Genomic DNA, 21,663 nt, shown 5'->3' with positions numbered 1-21,663 from the left:
CTAAGGTGCTTCGGGATAGGGCTTTGTTTCAAATATGCTGACAATCTGAAAGAGTGTATCCAATTCAATATGGGCAATATAGCCGTATACATCTTCAGTAGCTCCGCCTTTCTGATAAGATTTCCGAAGTGGGACATTGACTTTGTAATGGTTGCTACTTGTCACTTCATACTGTACTGATTCGATATCCGGCGTAAATTTCAGTGTGGCACCTTCAGTCTGTGCACCCGTTACAAGCAACTCACCGGTAATTCTTTCACGGGTAGCGGCACCCGAATTAAAGAAACGATACACAGTAGGTGCCAGATAACGAATCATACCGTTGTGATCCAAGGCAGAAAGGGCTGTAAAAAAGCCGTCTATCGTAACACGTATACTATCTAATGCAGTTATATCGGCCGATTGTGCCCGGGAAAGCAAATCATAGCGCTTTTTTGCTTCAGCAATATAATCGCCTTTAATACCGCCGTTCTCAGCCAACATGATATAATCAGAGTATGACTCTGGCGTGTTCATTTGCAAAGTACCTATCCATATAAGTGAATCGAGTCTTGTCCTTACTAACGGGGTGTAAGGACTATCGGTATGCCTGTCTAAGAAATCACGCAACTCGGTGACGTTGTCAGTTTCTTTCATCCTTTCCCATGTGGCGGCTTCTTCCGATTTCAGCCTGTGCAGGCCGGCCTGTGCTTCGTCAAAGTGCGCACCCCGCGGATGGGCTTCCATATAAGCCAGATATCCCTCTACTGAATTAGTCTTTACTGCAGCATCCCATCCGCTGCGATCCAGGTTACTTTTGCGGATAGTCTCATTATAAACAAAAAAAACGCCAGTTAATAAGGTAATCACTAATAAAAACAGTAATGGAACCCCTATTCCTTTTTTCTTCTTCATTACCGTTTTTTCCGATTTCAAATCCGGTTCCAGACCTGATTCCGGTTCCACGTCAGGCTCTTTATCGACATGAGTCATTTCTGATTTCACGTGATTGCCCGTCTCCTTCTTATCCTCTACGTGTTCTTGCACACGTAAATCCTCAGCAACAGAAGCGCTTCCTATTTCAATTTCTTTCGGAATATCTACTTCATACTCAGTATGGATCTTCCTTGTACAATCATCACAAAAAAGGGCTTCTTCCGTTTTGGTTTTTCCACAAAGGGGACAGGATTGAGACATAGTTTTTTCTAAATTCTTATTGAACCTTTACTTACTTAAGTTTCGCATGTAAATTCATAATGTATGCAACTAAAACGGAGACCTTTAAATATTTTGTGGGGACCCATAGCGCGAGATGTACGAAACTTGAATTACTTATCTACAAATTTACAAGATTTTATTTTGATACAGCCATAATTCATATAGTAATTGGCTATTATACTTTTTATTTTTCCACCTTCATATGAGATTATTTTGGCGAGAAGAGACAAATATTGTAAATTTGAGTACGGATTTCCAATATGGAAGTGGATTGTAAATCGGCTAATCAACAAATCAGTAAATCATAAAATGAGTTATATAAAAAAACGAATCCAATCTTTTGCATACGCCTTCAGGGGTCTGTATTTTTTATTCAAAGAGGCACCTAATGCGCTGATACATTTGATAGCGGCAATTATTGCGATTTCATCAGGATTCATATACAAGATATCTTACAACGAATGGCTTGCCATTATCATTGTTATCGGCGCTGTGTTTTCCATGGAAGCCATAAATACGGCCCTGGAAAGATTATCTGATTATACTTGTAACAAAGAGATTCATCCCGCTATCAAAAAAGTGAAAGACCTTTCAGCCGCAGCAGTTTTGATCGTCGCTGTGGCTGCATTGGCAGTTGGGATTACCATCTTTCTACCCAAAATTTTTTGATATTGTATGGCTGAATCTTCCGTTTTTCCTGTAGGTTTTTCCACTGATACTATCCGTGTTCAACTCCTGAAAGTTGACAGGGAGAGGAAATTGCTGATATGCATGACCATGGAGAATCCGGGCACGGCACTGATTGCCAGATATGGGATTTCACCGGAGAACCGCGTTTTTGACAGTTCAGTAGAAAGATTTCAGGAGGGAGCCAACCTGAACCTGATAGATTCTGTTATTGACGGCAATGGTTTTCTTATCCCTAACTATATCATCCTAGAACCTGATTATCTGATTGATGCTTCCGCAATCGCGGAATGTTTTCAGGATTATTCAATCTCCCCGCTCCACTATTTCCGCAACAAATTTGAGGAAAAAGAAAATCGTTCCTATCTGCTACTGGGAAATTTAGCAAACTTCTTCCTCGATGAACTGGTGTTTGCAGAAAATCCTGAGAAAGTTTCCTTCAGGGATGTATTCCTTCGGTCGTTTAAACAATCGCCTTTCGAATACGCCAGTTGTGAAGATATCCGCAGCGAGAGCGATTTCCGGGTATTCATGGAAAAAGCAAGAAGTCAGTTTGAAAATATTAAACGGGTAATTCGTAAGGATTTTCCGGAAAGAGCTATCGATCTGCACCACTGTACGCTGGAGCCTTCGTTTTTTTGCGAACGGTTCGGGTTCCAGGGACGACTCGACCTGTTACAACCCCACTCCGACGAAACAGATGCCCGGATCGTGGAATTGAAATCAGGCAGAATACCATTCCCTTATTCAGATAACGGCAAGATCTCGCTCAATCATGAAGTACAGACTGCCGTGTACCGTCTGATGATAGAGACCGTTTTCGGGAAAAAGGCACAGGGAGTAGATGCCTCTATTCTCTATTCGGCTGGAAGCCGACCCGGAGAAAATCTCCGCACTGCTGCGGTTGACGGGGAGTTGGAGAAATCAATCCTGAATATCCGTAACCTGATCGTAGCCAACGAACAGATTCTGATCCGGGGAGAAAACAAAGATGCAGAGGCGTTGTTCGGATCATTGTTCAACCTCATTCAAACAGAACAAAGATTACCTGCCTTCTTCATCGAAAAAATAGAACGGATACGTTTTCTACTGTTGAGTTGCAGCGATCTGGAACGACTCTTTTTCTATCGATATATCCGGTTTATCTCAAGGGAATTGTATCATCAAAAAATCGGCGATATAGCCTATGAAACGCCGACAGGCACGGCATCACTATGGAACAGCGCTTTCAGCGAACGTGCCGAAGCGTTAGACGTACTTTTCGATCTTTCTATCCTGGAAATCGATGATTCGGGAAACGATATGACAATCCTATTCGCCCGTAACCAGGCAGGAAACGATATTGTCAATTTCAGGGAAGGTGAGATATGTATTGTCTATCCCAGGCAAAATGACAATGACACGGTACTGAATCGGCAGATATTGAAAGGCGCCATCGCAAGGATTACCGCATCGACAGTGGAAGTACGCTTTCGTTATAAACAGAAAAACCGCCGTTTTTTTAAAGAGAACCGGCTCTGGGCTATAGAACATGACTCGCTGGACTCCAGTTATAACAGTATGTACAAATGCCTCTTCGCTTTTTTGAATGCTCCTCCGAAAAAGAAAAAGATACTGATGGGACTGATACCCCCGGAAACAAGCGATCAAAATAAAACTTACCGGGATGAAACTCATCCGATAGAGACTTCACCAGAGGCAGGCTATCCTGAAAATATCATCCGGAGAGCGATGGACACCCAGGACTACTTCCTGATTATAGGCCCTCCCGGCACAGGGAAGACATCCATCTTTGCCCGACGCCTCATTGAAGAATATCACGCACAACCGGAAAAGAATATCATGGTACTCGCCTACACAAACCGTGCAGTAGACGAGTTATGTGAAGCCGTCAACGCCGCTTTCGGATGTAAAAAGGGAGAGTGTGACGCCTATATACGCGTGGGTACGGAGCTCTCCTGTGCCGAACCCTATCGTCATCGGTTGCTGCAAAGGATCTCGGAGAAAGCCAAAGACAGGGAGTCGCTACGGCATGAGATAGAAAGGAGCCGTATATACATATCTACCCTTGCCTCCATCAACGGGCGAATGGAGCTTTTCAATCTCAAACATTTTCATGTAGCTATCATCGATGAAGCATCCCAGATACTGGAACCACAGATTATCGGCCTCCTACCCCGTTTCGACCGGTTTATCATGATCGGTGATCACAATCAACTATCGACCATCGTGTTGCAGGACAGCCAATTTTCAGGCATCAATGAGCCGGCATTGCGTGAGGCTGGATTTATTGATTGCCGTGATTCTCTATTTGAGCGGCTGTTACGCCGCTGTAAAGCAAAAGGATGGCATCACGCCTATGCGCAACTCACCCATCAGGGGCGGATGCACAACGACATTGCCGCTTTTCCCGCAACCAGCTTTTATTCCGATAAACTATTTCCCGCACTCGACTGGCAATCGGAAGATTGGACACTGCACAGCCCGTCGGATAATATTTTTGACTGTTGGATAGCCACCAAACGCACCGCCTTTTTTTCGACGGAAAAAATCTATGGATCCCCTATTTCTGACAAAATCAATGAGGCTGAAGCAGATCTGATCATCACTCTTCTGGCATCTATCCGTAATGTGTATGAAGCAAACGGTAAGATTTTCGATACGGGATCGATCGGCATTATCGCCCCCTACCGGAACCAGATCGCCCTGATCAAATATAAACTGTCGTTAACAGACATTCCGCACCGGGAAAAAATCATGATCGATACTGTGGAGCGATATCAAGGGAGCCAGCGTGACGTGATATTGATTTCGTTCTGTGCAAATAAACCCTATCAGATGAATTTTCTTTGCAATCTGAACCATGATAGAACGGTGGATAGAAAACTCAATGTGGCCATTACCCGTGCGCGCCGGCAGCTTTTTCTTGTCGGTAATGCCACCATCTTACATGAATCGCCGATCTATGCAGATCTACTCGACTTTTACAGGCAAAAAGAGATCTACTCGATCATCAGTGACAACACGAAACCAATAATGGTGTAAGCCAAAATAATCTTTCAAAGGATGAAGGAAAAGATTTAATTTTTTCATACAACTTTTTTTGTTGTCACATTTTTTTATACCTTTGCAGTCCCATTGTCTTATGGTGTAATGGTAGCACAACAGATTCTGGTCCTGTTTGTCCAGGTTCGAGTCCTGGTAAGACAACAACGAAAACCCGCTTAATGGCGGGTTTTATTATTTCGTCTTCCCCATAAGCACAGGAGAAGACGAAACCAATTGAATATAAAGAGGCAGATAATTACCTATGAAAGAGCTTTCTCGTAATTCTTCTCAACTGCTGCCCAATCGAGCACCGACCAGAAAGCATCGAGATAATCGGCACGTTTGTTCTGATACTTCAGGTAGTAAGCATGTTCCCATACATCCACTCCCAAAATCGGACAGCCTTGGTTAGCAGGATTGACATCCATCAAGGGGTTATCCTGATTTGGAGTAGCAACAACGGACAATGATCCGTCTGCTTTTACCACCAGCCATGCCCAGCCTGATCCAAACTGCCCCAGGCCGGCTTGCTTGATCTGCGCTTTCAGTTCGTCGAGGCTGCCAAAGGTCTTATTGATTTCGTCTGCCAATTTCCCGGAGGGTGCAGTTTTTGGCGATCCGGATAAAATCTTCCAGAACAGGGAGTGGTTGTAATGCCCGCCACCATTGTTTCTCACAGCAGGCGCATATTTACTTATCTCTTTCAGGATTTCTTCCAAACCCTTAGACTCTGCTTCGGTACCGGCAATGGCCTTATTCAGATTGTCAACATAAGCCTGGTGATGACGTTGATGGTGGATAGTCATCGTCTCAGTGTCAAAATGAGGCTCTAACGCATCATAAGCGTAAGGCAATTCAGGTAATGTGTAGCTCATAATTTTACTTTTTAAATGTTTACTATTTATATGACTCTGTAAATGCATATACCAATCAACAATAAATCAATCATATTGTTGTTTTATTTCATTGATTTAACAAACCGGGACCAATTAGCATAAAATTACTCCTTCAACAAGTTAAAATATAATAATCACTTTATTTTTATTCAAAAGAAAATATCTTTGTATCGATAATATATTAACTGGAGGAGACCAATATGGACAGGCGCAAATTTATAAAGGCCGGAATAGTAGCGGGTACACTGATAGGGACAAATATCCGCAATGCCAGTTATGCACTTCCTTTTAACGTAAAGGATGAAACCGACACGAAGGATGATGCATACCTGGACAGTAAAGTGATACTGGGAGCTACCGGGCTTACGGTACCTCTTATGGCCATGGGATCCGGCACTTCCGGTTGGAATAATGCATCCAACCAGACCCGCTTGGGTATGGAGCAATTTGTCAGATTGGCAAAGAATGCATATGACAGGGGGATGAAATTCTTCGAGATGGCCGAATCATACGGATCCCATCCTTTTTTCGGAGAAGCAATGAAAGGTCTGCCAAGGGAAGAGCTGACACTTCTTACCAAAATAGCCAAAACTGACGGAGTTTCTGCCGCTGAGACACGAAACAAGATTGACTCTTATCGCAGGGAACTCGGTACAGATTATATTGATATTATCCTGTTACACTGTATGACTTCGGGCGGATGGGCCAACAGCCGTCAGGGAGTAATGGAAGGATTGTCCCGGGCTAAGGAAGATGGCATTGTAAAAGCTGTCGGTATCTCCGCCCACAATCTCGAAGCACTTCAGGAAGCTGTTGAATCACCCTGGGTAGATGTAATACTTGCCCGTATCAATCCTTTCCAATCGCATATGGATGGAACCCCAGACACAATCCGGGACTTATTGGGGGAAGCACGTCGAAAAGGGAAAGGTGTGATCGGCATGAAAATATTCGGTGAGGGCAAGCATGTCAAGGAGGAAGAGCGTGAACAATCGCTACGGTATGCCCTGACAGAATCCAATATACACTGCATGACGCTCGGATTTCAAAGTATCGGGCAGATGAACGATGCTATTGCTCGAGTTGTACGCATTCGGAAAGAGATTGCCTGACCTACTCTTATCGCAGTCGTTTCCTGTCAAATAAAGGCATTCTTTTATAAATGATTTCAAACCTTTTTCACCTATCTTTGATAATTGGAGGTAAACTGTAAGACAGAGACAAACCCTTCAATTACATTAGACTTTTCAATTTTTATTTATACAAAAGTTCAGACAATGCCTGTCCATCAAGGATTTATCCGGTAAGAACAAGACTACATGACCCGTATAGTTACACTTCTGCTTATTACATTTTGCGTTGCTGTTTCCTCAACGCTTTATGGGCTAACAACTGACAGTATATATCAAAATGAATCACTTACGCTTGAACCGGTAGAAGTAATTGCCTATTTCAACCAGCAACCTATTTTAGGATTAACTGCTTCGGCACAATCTGTTTCTTCAAACCTTATAGAAACACAACAGGCCACGACACTTTTACCGGCGTTGAATATGGTAGCCGGTGTTCGTATGGAAGAGCGTTCGCCGGGAAGTTACCGGTTGGCAATACGTGGTAGTCTGATCCGGTCTCCATTTGGTATTCGCAATGTCAAAATATATGTAGATGAATTTCCTTTGACCGATGCAGGAGGTAATACCTACCTAAATTTGATAGATCCTGCTTCCATATCTACAATACACGTGCTAAAAGGACCTGACGGCTCGCTTTACGGGGCCAATTCAGGAGGTGTGATCCGCATTCAACCTAAAGGATTTGGCACGCCCCGGAACCAAGGGTTTCTTTTGTTAAGCGGGGGCTCTTTCGGATTGTTCCAGGAGCAATTTTCCATACAACGAAAAGTAAATGATAGTTATGCTTTTTCAATAGACCAATCATTTACCCGTTCGGATGGCTACCGGGAAAATACAGCATTAAACAAAAAGACCTTTCAAACGTCCCATAAATGGCAATATTCTGAGAACAACGAACTAAGATTTATCGCCCTATATACTGATTTAGGTTATCTCACTCCGGGCGGGCTTACAGAAGACCAAATGCATGAAAATCCAAGGATGGCACGCCCTTCCAGTGGGTCAACACCCTCTGCTGTAGAACAGGAATCAGGTATATACAACAGGACATTTTTTGGAGGTATTGCCCACAACGCACGAATCAGCGGGAGGTTATCCCATACCATTAGTGTTTTCGGTTCACACACCGATTTTGAAAATCCGTTTATTACCAATTATGAATTCCGGAAAGAGAAAAATCTGGGTATCCGCACTTACTTTTCCTATAGAAATGTGGATCAAGAACAGTTTCAATGGCAGATGCAATTTGGTTTCGAGGGACAAAAAGGGTGGAACAGAATTGATAATTATGACAATGAAAAGGGTACAGCCACTGCCCCACAAGCAAAGGATAACCTGGATAATACCCAGGGCAGTTTCTTTTATCGGGCAATGGCTTATCTATATAACCGTTGGACCATCGAAGCCTCATTAGGCATCAACCGGGTTGAAATCAACTATACCCAACGCTATCCCGAAGTTCCAGATCCTGATGGCAGTGCCGGTTTCGGGAATATATGGATGCCGAGAATTGCCACCTCTTATATACTAAGAGAAGGCTTAGCCGTCCGCGGTTCCATATCAAAAGGATATTCACCGCCTACCATTGCCGAAGTACGTTCTTCTGATAATATCATCAATACCGATCTGACAGCGGAAACAGGAATAAACTACGAATTGGGAATACGTTGGGAAACCGCAGGAAGGAGATTTATCGCAGATGTAAGTCTCTACAATTACAATATGGATAATGGAATTGTACGACATCTCCGTGATAATGGTGCCGAATTTTACCTGAATGCCGGAGAAATAAAACAAAAAGGGATTGAAGCCTCGATTTGGGCCTACCTGTTACCCATGCAAACCGGCAGGTTTATACAAACCCTGAGCCTCCAATCCGCCGTATCATATAACCATTACCGATTTGGAAACTATCAGGTGAACGACAACGATTTTTCCCGGAACAAGGTAACTGCCGTACCCGATTGGGTATGGACGAATTCACTGTTTATTACTTTTCCCAAACAGTTCAGATTGAATGTTTCCCATAATTTCACTTCGGCTATGCCGCTAGATGATGCAAATAGTTTCTTTTCGGACAAATTCCATCTGGTTCAACTGAAAGGGAGCTGGAACCGGAAAATGAATCAATCACTACAAATAGAATTTTTTGCGGGGATAGATAATTTGCTGAATGAGAAATATAGCTTAGGCAACGACATCAATGCTTTTGGTAATCGCTTTTTCAACCCTGCACCCACAAGAAATTATTATGGAGGAACTAAGCTCTCATTTTAGCATATCAGAACGGATAACCGATAGCGAAATGGAAAGCCAAATCGCGGCGGAGGTTCGGTTTGAAGATCGTCCACCGGGTACCTGCCGGAAGTCCGGGATTGTGCGCTTTCATCCCTCCGTCAACCCTGAGCAACAAGAAGTCGAGATCTAAACGCAAACCAAGTCCATATGCCACGGCCAGTTCCTTGTAAAAACTGTTCCATGCGAACATACCACCCGGCTGCTCCACATAATCCCGGATAGTCCATATATTTCCGGCATCTACAAAGGTTGCCAGTTCAAACCGTCCGGTAAGCTTACGGCGGAACTCCACACTGAGGTCGAGTTTCATATCTCCTATCTTACGTCCAAAATCGGATCCTGCTGAGTCCCTACTATAGGTACCTGGACCCAAAGCACGTGTGCTCCACCCTCTTACGCTGTTAGCCCCTCCTCCGAAATAACGTTTTTCGAAAGGTAATACGTTGGAATTTCCGTAAGGATACGCCAGTCCTACTGCAAGATGTGCGGCAATAGTATTTTTGTCGTCAAAAGCATGCGATGCGGAGATATCAAAATCCCCTTTCACATACTCCGAATAAGGTTGTTTAAAGAATGTCTCGAAGCCTTTGTCATTCACTTCACCTCCCCCCAGACCGGTAACGATACGGGGCAACCATCCGGCCAGTTCAATCCCTGATCGAACTCGAATAGGAACAGCAGGCATACTGCGTCTCCCAAGACGATTATAGTTGGTATAGGTGATATTGTATGTAGTGCGTACAATCAACAGGTCATCGTAACTATAGCGCAAGATTGGGTTGGCATCCTCATCCATATAAAGCTCTTCGAATCGTTTGGATTTCCAGGGCATCCTTACATAGGTTACCCCTATCGGTTCAAGCATATGTTGTAATTGCCATTCCATAGAAGCCCACTGAAAGCGGGTGGATAGGTTAAAGAACTGACGCAGGTATTCAGGCCGTTTCTGGAAGTTGATACCTGCCGAAAATTCCGTTGATGCCGAGGGTTGGTCTCTGAGTCGCTTCATCAGCCACGGAAGCATCAACTGGGGGATGGAAAGGAATGCCTCAGCCCCATATTCATAGAAACTGTTGTCGAGGAGATTGAGGCTGTCTGAAGGTGTGATAAATTCGTAAGCAGCATTTAATTGCACCCGGAATGTTTCTCCCCCTTTCAGGAAGTTGCGGTGCTCATAGGCCACATTGCCAGCAACCCCAAGGTCGCCCGCCGAATTGGTACCATCCACCCCGAAGCGCATGTAGTGGAGATTTCCCGGATAAAGGGTGATTCTCGAATCGATATATGCCGAATCGTTCCGCACCTCAGGCGTTAAGTTGATAGACGTCTGGTTCACCGGCCCCATCCCGTTCAATGACGCATAGGTTCGCTCAACCATCCTGTCGGCATAGAGTCGTCCGGGACGTAAAAAGGTATTATAATAGACTGCCCGTGGACGCAGAAAACGATCTTTTTCCGAGATAACTTGTATCCCTCTATAATTTACCGTATCCAGCTCCAAAGAAGAACGACGAACCGAATCCTGCAAGAGAACCGGATCTACCCCGTTGATCACGGTCACATTCCCCATATAGTACTGCTGGTGGTAAGTCGAATCGGAAGGATTGTTGAGGGCAAGCGTCACATCCACCTGATTTGTTCCTACGGTAGTATCTGCAATAAAATAGAAGTTATCTTTCAAAAAATTGTAATATCCTCTGTTCCTCAGTATGGTAGTCATTCTTTCCCGCCCCTCTTCCAATACGGATAGGTCAAAAAGATCTCCCTCTTTCATCAGTTCGAGCTGTCTGGTCCGGTTCAGGATATTATAAATAGTAGTATCAACCGAATGGATCGTGTCGGTAAAAGTGCGGATGCGATGAGGTTCATTGCCGGTCACATTATAAGTGACATTGGCTTTCTTGTCTTTCTTTACCACATTGGTATCGACTTCAGCATTCAGGTATCCCTTATTTTTAAGGTGCAACCGGATTTGTTCAGCCGAAATAACAGCCAACTGCTCATTATAGAGTACGGGCGGTTCGCCGTATTTGAGGAATTGCCTGTTCATCCACGTGGAGGTGTCATTGGGGGTATTATACATATGCAGCTTCACCCTTCCCAACAAGATCATCGACGAGTTAGGCTTCTGCCGCAGGTAAGGCTCCAGGGCAGACGACCCAATACCTCTCACGTCTGACTTTATATCAGTCTTGTTGAGAAGATAACTCCCATCAGGCACCTTTTTGGCCACATTACAAGAAGCCAATATAAATATCCACAATATAAGAACTTTATATTTTTTCATACATCATCTTCCCACATTAGTCACATTGGCACATTAGTCCTCCTCTTCTTTTTTCGGTCTGACAAACCTTAAGTCAAACAAATCCTTGAACTCTTTGGCCTCCCTGGTAACCATAATCCCTACCCCTTGCGTGGTGAGTGAGCGACGGTAAAAACGTTGATTAGCCCTATTAAAAGCACGCAACATAAGCCAGGTGTTGATATCATACTCTAATTCAAACTCTCCCAGAAATTGCTGTTGGCCCCCCACCAGCATACTATTATCTCCATAGCTCAGGTTGGTGTTTATACGCAGCCGGTTGTCCATCAAACGGGTGGAGACATCCACCCCCATCCTTACGTTTTCGAGGCTGCCGTCGACCGACTCCAGGTTGGTACTGACCGACCAGTTATCCCTCAGTGCTCTGGCAAAGAGAGCATCCAATCCTCTGGAGAGCGCATTAGCCGCGACATTTGTCACTGTCGAAGAACCGAAATTCATATCCGGAGACCCCTCCGCCGGCATAAAACCGCCGGTGGTTACCAGATATACCACCTGAAGTATCTTCGCCTCCTCATTCGGCATAAAGCTTTTTACCCGCTGTTGCACATCATTGGAGTTTTCCGGCAATTCAACATCAAATTGCAGGTCCATCCCTTGCAGATTACCTCTGATCTGTAGTAGTGCATTCACCGGTACCCGCGTATTGGCCAGTTCAGATTTAAAAGTGCTGCTGAGTGCTGCCAGATCCGCCCTTACAGACCTGTAAGCAGTTACATTGAACTGCGTATTCATTGGATTACCTTCCATAGAGAGCCTGCTTCCTTCGCGAATATTGAACTCTATTGTACGAAGATTCTGTAGGTTGTAATGAAACTTTCCACTATTGAGGACATAATCTCCGTAAAGTAATACCGGCGGGGTAGACCTTGAGTTGAAGTTGATATTCAACTCGCCTTCTCCACTCACCTCAAGCGCATTACCGGTAGTAGGGTCGAGAACCACACCTGCTTCGAGCAACGGGGTCAGGTTCACGGTAACTGCCATGACAATGGGAATGCCCTGGGAAACGTTAGTACTGAGTTGTCCTCCCGATTCTTCATTCTTACGCAAAAATGCCAGTGAATCGGGTTCCCTGGATTTGCTGCTGACATAGACTATACCGCTGTATTCCGTTGCTGTCGCTGTTTGTGGAAGTACTATGGTAACATCCGACTTGCTTGAACTGGTCAAATTCCCATTGCCAAAAATTCCGGAAGGAGATCCCGTCACTTTCAGTTCTCCCGACAGTTTCAGATTGCCATAGGCCATCAGGTCGGTCCGGTTCGCATTGTTCAGCAGCATGAAATCGTTGAGACGGATGCCGGCATTGTACACCATCCGCCCGAAATTGGTATGTGACAGGCTTACGTTCAAAGTGGCTGTATGATTATTTTGGTCACGGATCACCAGATCTTTCAATCCCACATTATCCCTGCTAATCTCTATTGTATCGGATACATAATAGGTTACATTGGTAAATGCCACCTTCATCACACCGTCATCAATTCCGAGCCATCCTTCCGTTATTGGTTCAGAAAGTGTGCCGGTTACGTGTATATTAGAATTTAAACGTCCGTTCAATTCACTAAAAATACCGGTGGTAAGCGGCTGGATTGCCATCAGTTTAAAATCAGCAATCGAGAGGTTTATATCCATTGGAAAGGGACTATTATCCCCGGTGGGAATATATCCTTTCACATCGAGGCTGCGTTCTCCCCCATCCTCCAGCCAGGCATTCAAATTGAGTCCGGAAAGGAGGTTATCCCAATCCGCATCAATCCGGAATGTACCGATAGTATCACCATGCACGGTAATATTCTCTATCCGGAGTTCTTCGGAACGAATCATCGGATTATCCAATGCCTGACGCACATAGATATCTCCATTGATAGAGCCCGAAAAATTGGTCACATTAAAGGCATTAAGAATATTCGCAAGATCCGTATTATTAAAATAGATACGGATGTTATCCGCTTCACTTTTGGATGCCACCCCATCTATTCCTAGCAGGAGCATGTTATCTTCACGGATGCCAAAATTGGAGATTACGATACGATCTTTACTGTAAGCGATGGCAGCATCGTTGAAGTCGATCTGTTTGTTATTGAAACTGATCCTGGCCGGAGGAATGCGGATGTTTGCCGCCAACCGGTCGTCAATATCACGCCGGAATCCCATTGTGATCATCAGTTCCCCGTTGGAGTTGGTATTGTTTTGCTTCATATCGAACGACAGGCGGTTATTCACCGAATCCGACGCCACGTCACTATCCAGTTTTACATTAATATATCCGTTATTCTGCACCAGATAGCTGTTCACATCCAGTTTCAGGTCGGATGTATGGTTACGCAACCCCATCTTCGTCTCCCTGATGTCATTGTTCCCTACCATTATCCGGGGAAGGTGTGCGTCGATGCGCAGTGATTCGTCTGCCGTCATGTCCACACGGCCGGAAATGGTCGCCGGTTCAACATTATAAAACGGAAGTGAAAGCGCATAGGAGATATCTTCCGTATTTTGAAGTTGGATATTGAACTGAAAATTATTCTTGCCGGTTTGCACTTGTTCCTGCTCCTCCTTCTCAACGATTACGGAAGGAAGATGAGGATGGATTGCCCGCATCAACTCTTCACCTATAGTAGAGAAATAGTAATCACCCGTGATATTACCTTCAAAAAAGGATGACATGAATTCGATCTTCTTTCCCTCTCCCTCATCGGGCAATGCCTGGAGATAGATAGCACCCGGATTATAAAAGAAATTACTGTCGGCCAATGAAATGTTATCGATCACAACCATCCCCGTGAGATCATCCAACGAACGCCCCGATAAATTTCCATCAATATTCACCCTCAGGTAAGGATCTTTCCAACTTTCAATTGCCACGAAAGGTGTTAACTCGAGACGTTCCACATCTCCTTTTACGTCAAATTTCATTATCTCTCCGAATGTGATGTCACCGGAAAGGTCAAACTTATTTCTTTCGGTATCGGAACGGATATCAGCAACAATATTATTCCCGCTATACACCCCATTGAAAAAGATATTACTGTAATGGTACTCTTTGAAGGATGTCGATTCAATCCGTCCATCGGCTGCCACGCTAATCGTTGAATCTTGAATGATTGATAATTTGATATTTGTATTTATGGTAGTATTACCTATCCCCACATCCCCGCCTATGATATTAGCCACTTGTATATTATTGGCTGTAACAGGCCCTTTAAAAACAAGGCTTTTAAATTGATTCCCGATACGACCGGTACCATTGAGTGACACACTCCCCTGGCCGGTAATTACCTCTCCTTCGTAAAGGAATTGTCTTAGACGGCCGCTGGCTATCATACGCAGATTGAGGTCTCCCATTGCAACCAGTTGATCGGGAGAAGCATAGTCCGGCACACCAATGCGGATAAACGATTGCAGATCTTCCTGAGAGAGGGTCATATCCCGGAGATTAACACGCAATTCCCCGTCATTGATATTACTGTAATCCGAGATCGATGCCGATACATTAATCTCAGTATCGGGGCCATACTGGAAAACCAAACTGTTCAGTTCAGCTTGAGGTAACATACCCTCTGCGTTAACTTCAAATGAGATAGGCTTATCAAGATGAGCAAAACGGGGAACAAAAATATTTATATCACGCGGGTCTATCAGATTACTTTCGGCAACGAGGGAAAACGCTTTGGATTCGAGATCATAGGCCGCATCTTTAACCTGAATACGCGATCCGTTCAAACCCACAGTGAGTCCTTCACTACTAAGTAATGTACCCTCACCTTTCATTCTCGCTCTCAAATTATTAAGCGTAAATCCGGCATTCCTTTCCAGAAAATTGAGAAGGCTCACCTCTGCCTTCATATTTTCCAGACTCAAAAAATCCGCTTTTCCCTTAAAATTAAAATCAACCAGATCTATATGGCTTACATTAAAGGTTCCCGGAGTCTCCGGAATGGAGTGAATATCATAACGGATATTTCCATTTTTCAATATCACTTCATCAGCAGTAATACGCCATTCCTTTTTTTCTTTCTCCACCTTTATTGTATCCTCTTTGGCAAAGGCATCGATAATAAATTGGAAATTGAAAGGATCATCCGGCGAAGCACGGTGTATATTGGCTTTGAAATTCTCAATACCCGCTTTATGTACTGTAACCTTGTTTCTCAAAAGATCCAGGGCATGTATGCGAACTGCTATTTTACCTACATGAAGCAAAGTGTCCTGCTGCAAATCCTCCACATAAATTCCATCGAGTTCTACGGTATTAAAAAGACGGATACGGATACCCTCCAAGTCGACTTTCGTTCCAATGATTGGCCTGAATTTTTCCAAAGCCATGTTAGCCACACCCTTTTGTACTGCCGGCACAGAGAAGGTAATGACAAGTATTACATTCAACAAAATAATACTAACAATGATAATGGCAAATATGCGGACAATTTTAGCGACCAACTCAATCGAAATATTATAAATGAGAGACTTTGATTATTTAATAATACAATTATACAAAAAAAAGAAAGCAAAAGTTCGTCCCCGGTAAAGTTTTTAACCAAAAATAGGCTTTTTGAATAATAAAGAACTATCGCCATAACTTAGAAACCGATAGTCATTTTCCAGTGCATAGTTATATATCTTACGCCAATCATCACCGGCAAATGCTGAAATAAGTAGTAGCAATGTGCTTTGAGGCTGATGAAAATTCGTAATGATAGCATCGGGAAAATGAAACTCATAACCGGGGGCGATCATCAGTTGTGTGGAAGAAATAAGTTGCTGTAGCCCGGTCTCTTCCAGATAGTTTAAGATATTGAGAAGTGCCTGTTCCGGAGAGATTTCCACAGTGTCGTCATAGGGTTCCCATTGCTTTACACCCAGTTCTTCGGGAGATATATCGGGATTGGTACTGAGTTTTCTTCCAATATAATAAAGGCTCTCCACGGTACGCATTGAAGTGGTTCCCACCACTACAATTTTCCCGGAGTTGTGAGTCAGCAATTTCTCAATAGTCTCTTTGGGTACCGAAATGAATTCGGTATGCATCTCATGGCCGGCTATAATTTCACTTTTCACAGGTTTGAAAGTCCCGGCCCCAACATGGAGGGTTACTTCTGCCGTCAGTATCCCCTTGTTCCTAAGCTCTTCCATCACCGCTTCCGTGAAGTGTAATCCCGCTGTAGGAGCCGCTACAGAACCTTCAGAACGGGAATAGACAGTCTGGTAAGTCTCATCGTCTATCGCTTCCGAGGGACGATTCAGATAAGGAGGAATGGGCAGTTTACCGGCAATTTCCAATAGTTCAGAGAAGGTAAATCCCTCATTATCCCAGCAAAACCGGACCACCGTATCACTTCCCGCGATATCTGCCTTTTCAGCTTTCAAGTTCACGATACCATCATGAGTGGATATCTGCATCTGTAACGTCCCTTCTTTCCAGCGTTTGGCATTCCCGATCATACAATACCAGGAACAATGGCGACGTTGCTGAAAATTCACCACATAATCGGCAGGATAATGGGGAGAGAGACAAAAGACCTCAACCTGTGCCCCGGTCTCCTTAAGAAACAGCAACCGGGCATGAATCACCCTGGTATTATTGAACAGGAGGAGACTACCTTCCGGGAGTAAATCAGGAAGCTCGCCGAACCGGTGGGTATCGATTCCAACACCGTCGTATAACAACAGTTTGGATGCATCTCTTCGTTCAAGAGGATATTTCGCGATTTTATCGTCAGGTAGATGATAATTATATCGGGATATCTGTAGTTGCTGAATCTTTTCCTTTTGCATACGATTTTTTTAATCTTAGAAACTGTTCAAATTTTACCGAAATATTTTTTATAATTGTACTGTTTATTTTTCTTTGCTACTATTTTGGTCTCTTTTGCGCATCTTTTTCACTTTTTCCTTTTGATTTAGCCCGCTAAATCTGCAAGAAAAAAATAAAAAATCTATTTCAAAATAGATTCAAAATAGTATAGCAATAAAATTTAAACAGTTTCTTACATTTTTTACTAACACAAAAATGATTTTTCGTAATAATTAATGGTTTTATTCCACAAAATTAGTCAACTTTGCAACACGTAACAAGAATAAAAGAATCAAACAGGCGCATCCATCGTAAACTCGCCTTGACAAACGAAACACGCTGACACTTTATAATGAATAAATTAACAATAGGAGACACGGTCCGTTTCCTCAATACAATAGGTGGAGGGATCGTAAAAGGATTCCGGAATAAACAGGTGGTAATCGTTGAAGATGAACATGGTTTCGACGTGCCGGTATTGATTTCAGAATGTGTTGTGGTACAACCGGCAGGTAATGAAAAACTGACGCAATTGCCCCAATCCGCTCCACGATTCAACCCACCAGTAGAAGAGAAGAAAGAGGAAGAACCAGCCGAAGAAACTCCGGAAGGTGAAAAGATTACAGCCTGCCTGGCATGGCTTCCCATGGACATAAAGAACCTGTCGTCCACAACCTACGAATGTTATTTCGTGAACGACAGTAATTACTATCTCTTTTTTAATTATATGAGCCGTGAAGAAGATTCTTTAAGGATCCGTTATAGCGGGCTTATTGAACCCAACACCAAAATATTTTTGGAAGAACTCGAAAAAGGCGATCTTAATGAAATAGAGAGGATAACCATACAATTCATCGCATTCAAACGGAACAAACCATTTAATGAAAAACCTCCCTGCTCTGTAGAACTGCGTATAGATACGGTAAAGTTCTACAAGCTGCACAGTTTTCACGAAAACGACTACTTCGAAGATGATGCTCTTACCTGTTTTGTCATCCGAAACGATATCCCCGAAGATAAACTCCGCATTTCAGCAGGAGATCTGGAGCAGGCAATGAAAGAAAAAAAGAGAGAGGATGACCGGCCACAGAGAGCACGTATCGAGAAGATAAAAAAAGAGGCAGCAACCATGGTCGATCTTCACATTAACGAGTTGCTCGACACCACTGCGGGAATGAATAATGCAGAAATACTGGAATATCAATTGGGTAAATTCAATGAGGTGATGAATGAGCATATTCATCGGAAAAACCATAAAATAGTATTTATCCACGGTAAAGGAGATGGCGTATTAAGAAATGCCATTATCAAAGAGTTGAAAAAGAATTATCCAAAATGTTTTCACCAGGACGCCTCTTTTCGCGAATACGGCTACGGAGCGACAATGGTGACTATTAAATAAGAAAATAAATATTATCGTATGAAAAAGATGATCCTGCTCCTTAGCGTAGCCCTTTTATTCAATGGCTGCGACGTGATGAATAAAATCGGAGGAGCCTACCAACTTTCACAGAGCGAATATCGCTATCATTCATTAGACAACATCCAACTGGCGGGAATAAATTTAGGAAACGCTTCTGCCATCTCAGTGTCGAAACTAGCTTCTATAGCCACTGCACTGGCCGGGGGATCCTCCTTACAAAACATACCATTCAGCATGACTCTCAATATGGATGTAACCAACCCCAATAAAAGTGCCGCTTTCCTTGATGCATTAGATTATGCCATCCAAATCAATGAAATGGAATTTGTAGAGGGAAAAATGGATATCCCTATCCGGATTGAGCCGGGAGAAACCAAAGTGATTCCTATCCCCATCAGTCTGGATCTGAAGAATGTAATAAATCGTTATTCCCAACAACGGGTCGCCAATGAGATGAGTGCTTTCCTGGGAATCACTCCCAACGAGACCTCCGTCACTGTAAAGTTGTGGCCTAAATTAACAGTAGGGAATACAGTCCTTAAATCACCCGCAGCAATTCCCGTAGTATTTAATTTCGGGGGGAAAAATTAACGAATTAAGCAAATAATAAGGGTTAAACCGGTCCGGGGCGGGAAATTATTTTCCCGCCTCTTTATTTGCCACCTTTTCGAATAATATCCGTGCGCGGCAAGCAGTTCCTTTTTCTTTTGTTTCAATTTGAAAAAGGTAATCTTCGGGGGCAATCATTTGCCGGTAAACTTCCCCCGAATCACCATATGTAATCTCTTTCAGGAAGTTGATCTCAAATCGACAAATATAATGTTGCCTGTAAAAATCGAGAGAAAAACAATCAGATACCCATTGTACATAATTCAAACTGTTCACATGGCCATTCACATCAATTTCACTATATTTTACGGTAAAACTGTTAGCACCAGCCCCTTCCACATTGGCAATCCTACCCGGCTCTTCCACCGGAACGGTTTCATCTACTACAAACTGCTGCATAGAAGGGATAGTATCTAACTGGACACTACGTCGTGTACGCATGTCGATGACTGCCCATGATGATTTGGCATGGCCGATTACTGTTCCGGCACCATCCCTCATCCGAAAATTACGAGTCGTGAATGCAGTCCCTACATGTTCTATCCATGTCTCAATAGAAAGAGAATCTTGTTCGGTGGGGAAACGGTCCATGTCGATCACTAAACGCGATAACACCCAAGTGTAATGTTCCGTCTGTAACTCCAGCAGGCCGAAACCATTTTCATCAGCATTCCTTCCGGCTGTCATCAATACCATATTGGTAAGCGACCTCAACGAGACCCTACGTCTGAAATCGATATCCTGCGCCTCAATATTATAGCTGTACTTTTTCTTTGCACTCATTATGCTCTTTTTTAACTATTTCATTTTTAAAATCCCAAAGGTACAAAAATATCCAAAAACGGCCTTTTATCTCCTATTGATCTCTCAATACAACCTATTACCCACTATTATCCGGCAGCGGTTCATGACGACTTTTTTTCCAAATGGAATTAATCATTACCTTTGTAAAGACTTTACAAAAACAGCTAATTTCACATTTGTCCATGCAATCGATAAAAGAACTTTTCCGCATCGGGAACGGGCCGTCAAGTAGCCATACGATGGGGCCAAAAAAAGCAGCAGCCATGTTTGCCGAAGACCATCCCGAAACAAAGAGATTTGTTGTTACGCTTTACGGAAGCCTGGCCGCTACGGGCAAAGGGCATTTAACCGATGAAGCAATTTTAAGCGTACTGGAACCGGTTGCTCCCACCACCATCGAATGGCTGCCGAAAACATTCCTCCCTTTTCATCCCAATGCCTTGAAACTGGGTGCTTATGGCAGCGATGGTAAAGAAATAGCTTCTCAGACCGTATACAGTGTGGGCGGTGGAAAGATTTCCGATGGTACAAAGACTATCGGCATAACAGGAAATGAAGGGAAAGATATCTATCCGATGACCACTATGACAGAGGTGATGGAGTGGTGTGAAAAAACCGGCAAAAGCTATTGGGAATATGTGGGAGAACATGAAGGTAAAGAGATATGGGATTACCTGTCGGATGTGTGGGATGTGATGAAAGCTGCTGTGGAAAGGGGACTCGATAATGAAGGGATACTTCCCGGGCCATTGGGCCTGCAACGCAAGGCGGCAAGTTATTTCATCAAAGCCAAGGGATACAAGGCGTCATTGCAATCACGGGGTCGGGTATTTGCATTTGCCCTGGCGGTATCGGAAGAGAATGCATCGGGCGGAGAGATTGTCACGGCACCTACATGTGGCTCCTGCGGTGTGGTACCGGCAGTGCTTTATCATTTGGAAGAGAGCCGCAGTTTCAGCAAGAACAGAATGCTCCGTGCACTGGCTACAGCGGGACTGGTCGGCAATATCGTAAAGGAAAATGCCTCTATTTCCGGTGCCGAGGTAGGATGTCAGGGAGAGATAGGCGTTGCCTGTGCAATGGCAGCCGCAGCAGCCAGCCAACTCTTCGGAGGAAGTCCCGCCCAGATAGAATATGCAGCAGAAATGGGCCTGGAACACCACCTGGGAATGACCTGCGACCCGGTATGCGGATTGGTACAAATCCCCTGCATTGAACGTAACGCCTATGCCGCAGCAAGAGCACTGGATGCCAATCTCTATTCGTCATTCACCGACGGGATACACCGCGTTTCATTCGACCGTGTAGTAAATGTGATGAAAGAGACAGGGCACGACCTGCCTTCACTCTATAAGGAGACCGGTGAAGGCGGATTGGCAAAAGGACATATATTTTAATGAAGAGTGAAGATCTTTTTTGCCCCGGATATACTTTTTTATCAATTT

General features: G+C 43.8%; 13 protein-coding genes and 1 tRNA gene. 8 read left to right on the top strand and 6 right to left on the bottom strand.

Translation table 11 applies throughout. From position 1 onward, the window contains the following. Positions 1 to 1,176: a PHD finger domain-containing protein gene (locus tag PSM36_RS06300; protein WP_076929858.1), complete on the bottom strand. Its 1,176-nt coding sequence runs from the start codon at positions 1,174 to 1,176 to the stop codon at positions 1 to 3. A 330-nt stretch (positions 1,177 to 1,506) separates the two neighbouring features. On the opposite strand from PSM36_RS06300, the gene PSM36_RS06295 reads away from it, so the two are divergent. The 3 genes from PSM36_RS06295 (at position 1,507) to PSM36_RS06285 (ending at position 5,094) form a co-directional block, all read left to right on the top strand. Beyond that, positions 1,507 to 1,866 (top strand): diacylglycerol kinase family protein, encoded by a 360-nt coding sequence (locus PSM36_RS06295; RefSeq protein ID WP_076929853.1) that lies wholly within the window; start codon positions 1,507 to 1,509, stop codon positions 1,864 to 1,866. Positions 1,867 to 1,872: 6 nt separating this feature from the next. After that, positions 1,873 to 4,929: an ATP-dependent helicase gene (locus PSM36_RS06290; RefSeq protein WP_076929851.1), complete on the top strand. Its 3,057-nt coding sequence runs from the start codon at positions 1,873 to 1,875 to the stop codon at positions 4,927 to 4,929. 94 nt (positions 4,930 to 5,023) lie between these two features. Next, positions 5,024 to 5,094 (top strand) — tRNA-Gln (locus PSM36_RS06285). A 98-nt stretch (positions 5,095 to 5,192) separates the two neighbouring features. Here PSM36_RS06285 and PSM36_RS06280 read toward each other — a convergent pair. After that, positions 5,193 to 5,807, bottom strand: a complete 615-nt coding sequence (locus PSM36_RS06280) for a superoxide dismutase (protein WP_076929839.1) — start codon at positions 5,805 to 5,807, stop codon at positions 5,193 to 5,195. Positions 5,808 to 6,028: 221 nt separating this feature from the next. Between PSM36_RS06280 and PSM36_RS06275 the strand changes: the two genes are divergently transcribed. Then, positions 6,029 to 6,940, top strand: a complete 912-nt coding sequence (locus PSM36_RS06275; RefSeq protein WP_076929836.1) for an aldo/keto reductase — start codon at positions 6,029 to 6,031, stop codon at positions 6,938 to 6,940. A gap of 207 nt (positions 6,941 to 7,147) precedes the next feature. Beyond that, positions 7,148 to 9,238, top strand: a complete 2,091-nt coding sequence (locus PSM36_RS06270; protein WP_083710960.1) for a TonB-dependent receptor — start codon at positions 7,148 to 7,150, stop codon at positions 9,236 to 9,238. A 4-nt stretch (positions 9,239 to 9,242) separates the two neighbouring features. Here PSM36_RS06270 and tamL read toward each other — a convergent pair whose 3' ends face one another. The 3 genes from tamL to PSM36_RS06255 all read right to left on the bottom strand — a co-directional run bounded on the left by tamL (position 9,243) and on the right by PSM36_RS06255 (position 17,363). Then, positions 9,243 to 11,546: a translocation and assembly module lipoprotein TamL gene (tamL, locus tag PSM36_RS06265; protein ID WP_076929833.1), complete on the bottom strand. Its 2,304-nt coding sequence runs from the start codon at positions 11,544 to 11,546 to the stop codon at positions 9,243 to 9,245. 33 nt (positions 11,547 to 11,579) lie between these two features. After that, positions 11,580 to 15,977 (bottom strand): translocation/assembly module TamB domain-containing protein, encoded by a 4,398-nt coding sequence (locus PSM36_RS06260; RefSeq protein ID WP_154670971.1) that lies wholly within the window; start codon positions 15,975 to 15,977, stop codon positions 11,580 to 11,582. A gap of 144 nt (positions 15,978 to 16,121) precedes the next feature. Then, on the bottom strand, positions 16,122 to 17,363 hold the full coding sequence (locus PSM36_RS06255; RefSeq protein ID WP_076929829.1) for an S-adenosylmethionine:tRNA ribosyltransferase-isomerase: 1,242 nt from the start codon (positions 17,361 to 17,363) through the stop codon (positions 16,122 to 16,124). A gap of 371 nt (positions 17,364 to 17,734) precedes the next feature. On the opposite strand from PSM36_RS06255, the gene PSM36_RS06250 reads away from it, so the two are divergent. After that, positions 17,735 to 18,784: a DUF2027 domain-containing protein gene (locus PSM36_RS06250; protein ID WP_076929826.1), complete on the top strand. Its 1,050-nt coding sequence runs from the start codon at positions 17,735 to 17,737 to the stop codon at positions 18,782 to 18,784. Between the two features lie 18 nt (positions 18,785 to 18,802). Then, positions 18,803 to 19,396 carry an NDR1/HIN1-like protein gene (locus PSM36_RS06245; protein WP_083710959.1) on the top strand — a complete coding sequence of 198 codons (594 nt, stop codon included), beginning with the start codon at positions 18,803 to 18,805 and terminating at the stop codon, positions 19,394 to 19,396. Between the two features lie 45 nt (positions 19,397 to 19,441). On the opposite strand, the gene PSM36_RS06240 is transcribed toward PSM36_RS06245, so the two are convergent. Continuing rightward, positions 19,442 to 20,197 carry an acyl-[acyl-carrier-protein] thioesterase gene (locus PSM36_RS06240; protein WP_076929822.1) on the bottom strand — a complete coding sequence of 252 codons (756 nt, stop codon included), beginning with the start codon at positions 20,195 to 20,197 and terminating at the stop codon, positions 19,442 to 19,444. Between the two features lie 203 nt (positions 20,198 to 20,400). Here PSM36_RS06240 and PSM36_RS06235 point away from each other — a divergent pair, with 203 nt between their 5' ends. Continuing rightward, the gene (locus PSM36_RS06235; RefSeq protein WP_076929821.1) at positions 20,401 to 21,615 is read left to right on the top strand and encodes an L-serine ammonia-lyase; all 1,215 of its coding nucleotides are present in this window, start codon (positions 20,401 to 20,403) and stop codon (positions 21,613 to 21,615) included. Positions 21,616 to 21,663: the final 48 nt, after the last annotated feature.

Source organism: Proteiniphilum saccharofermentans (assembly GCF_900095135.1).
Classification (GTDB): Bacteria; Bacteroidota; Bacteroidia; order Bacteroidales; family Dysgonomonadaceae; genus Proteiniphilum; species Proteiniphilum saccharofermentans.
Note: the sequence above shows the minus strand (reverse complement) of the source record. Positions and strands in the feature narration are given on the sequence as shown.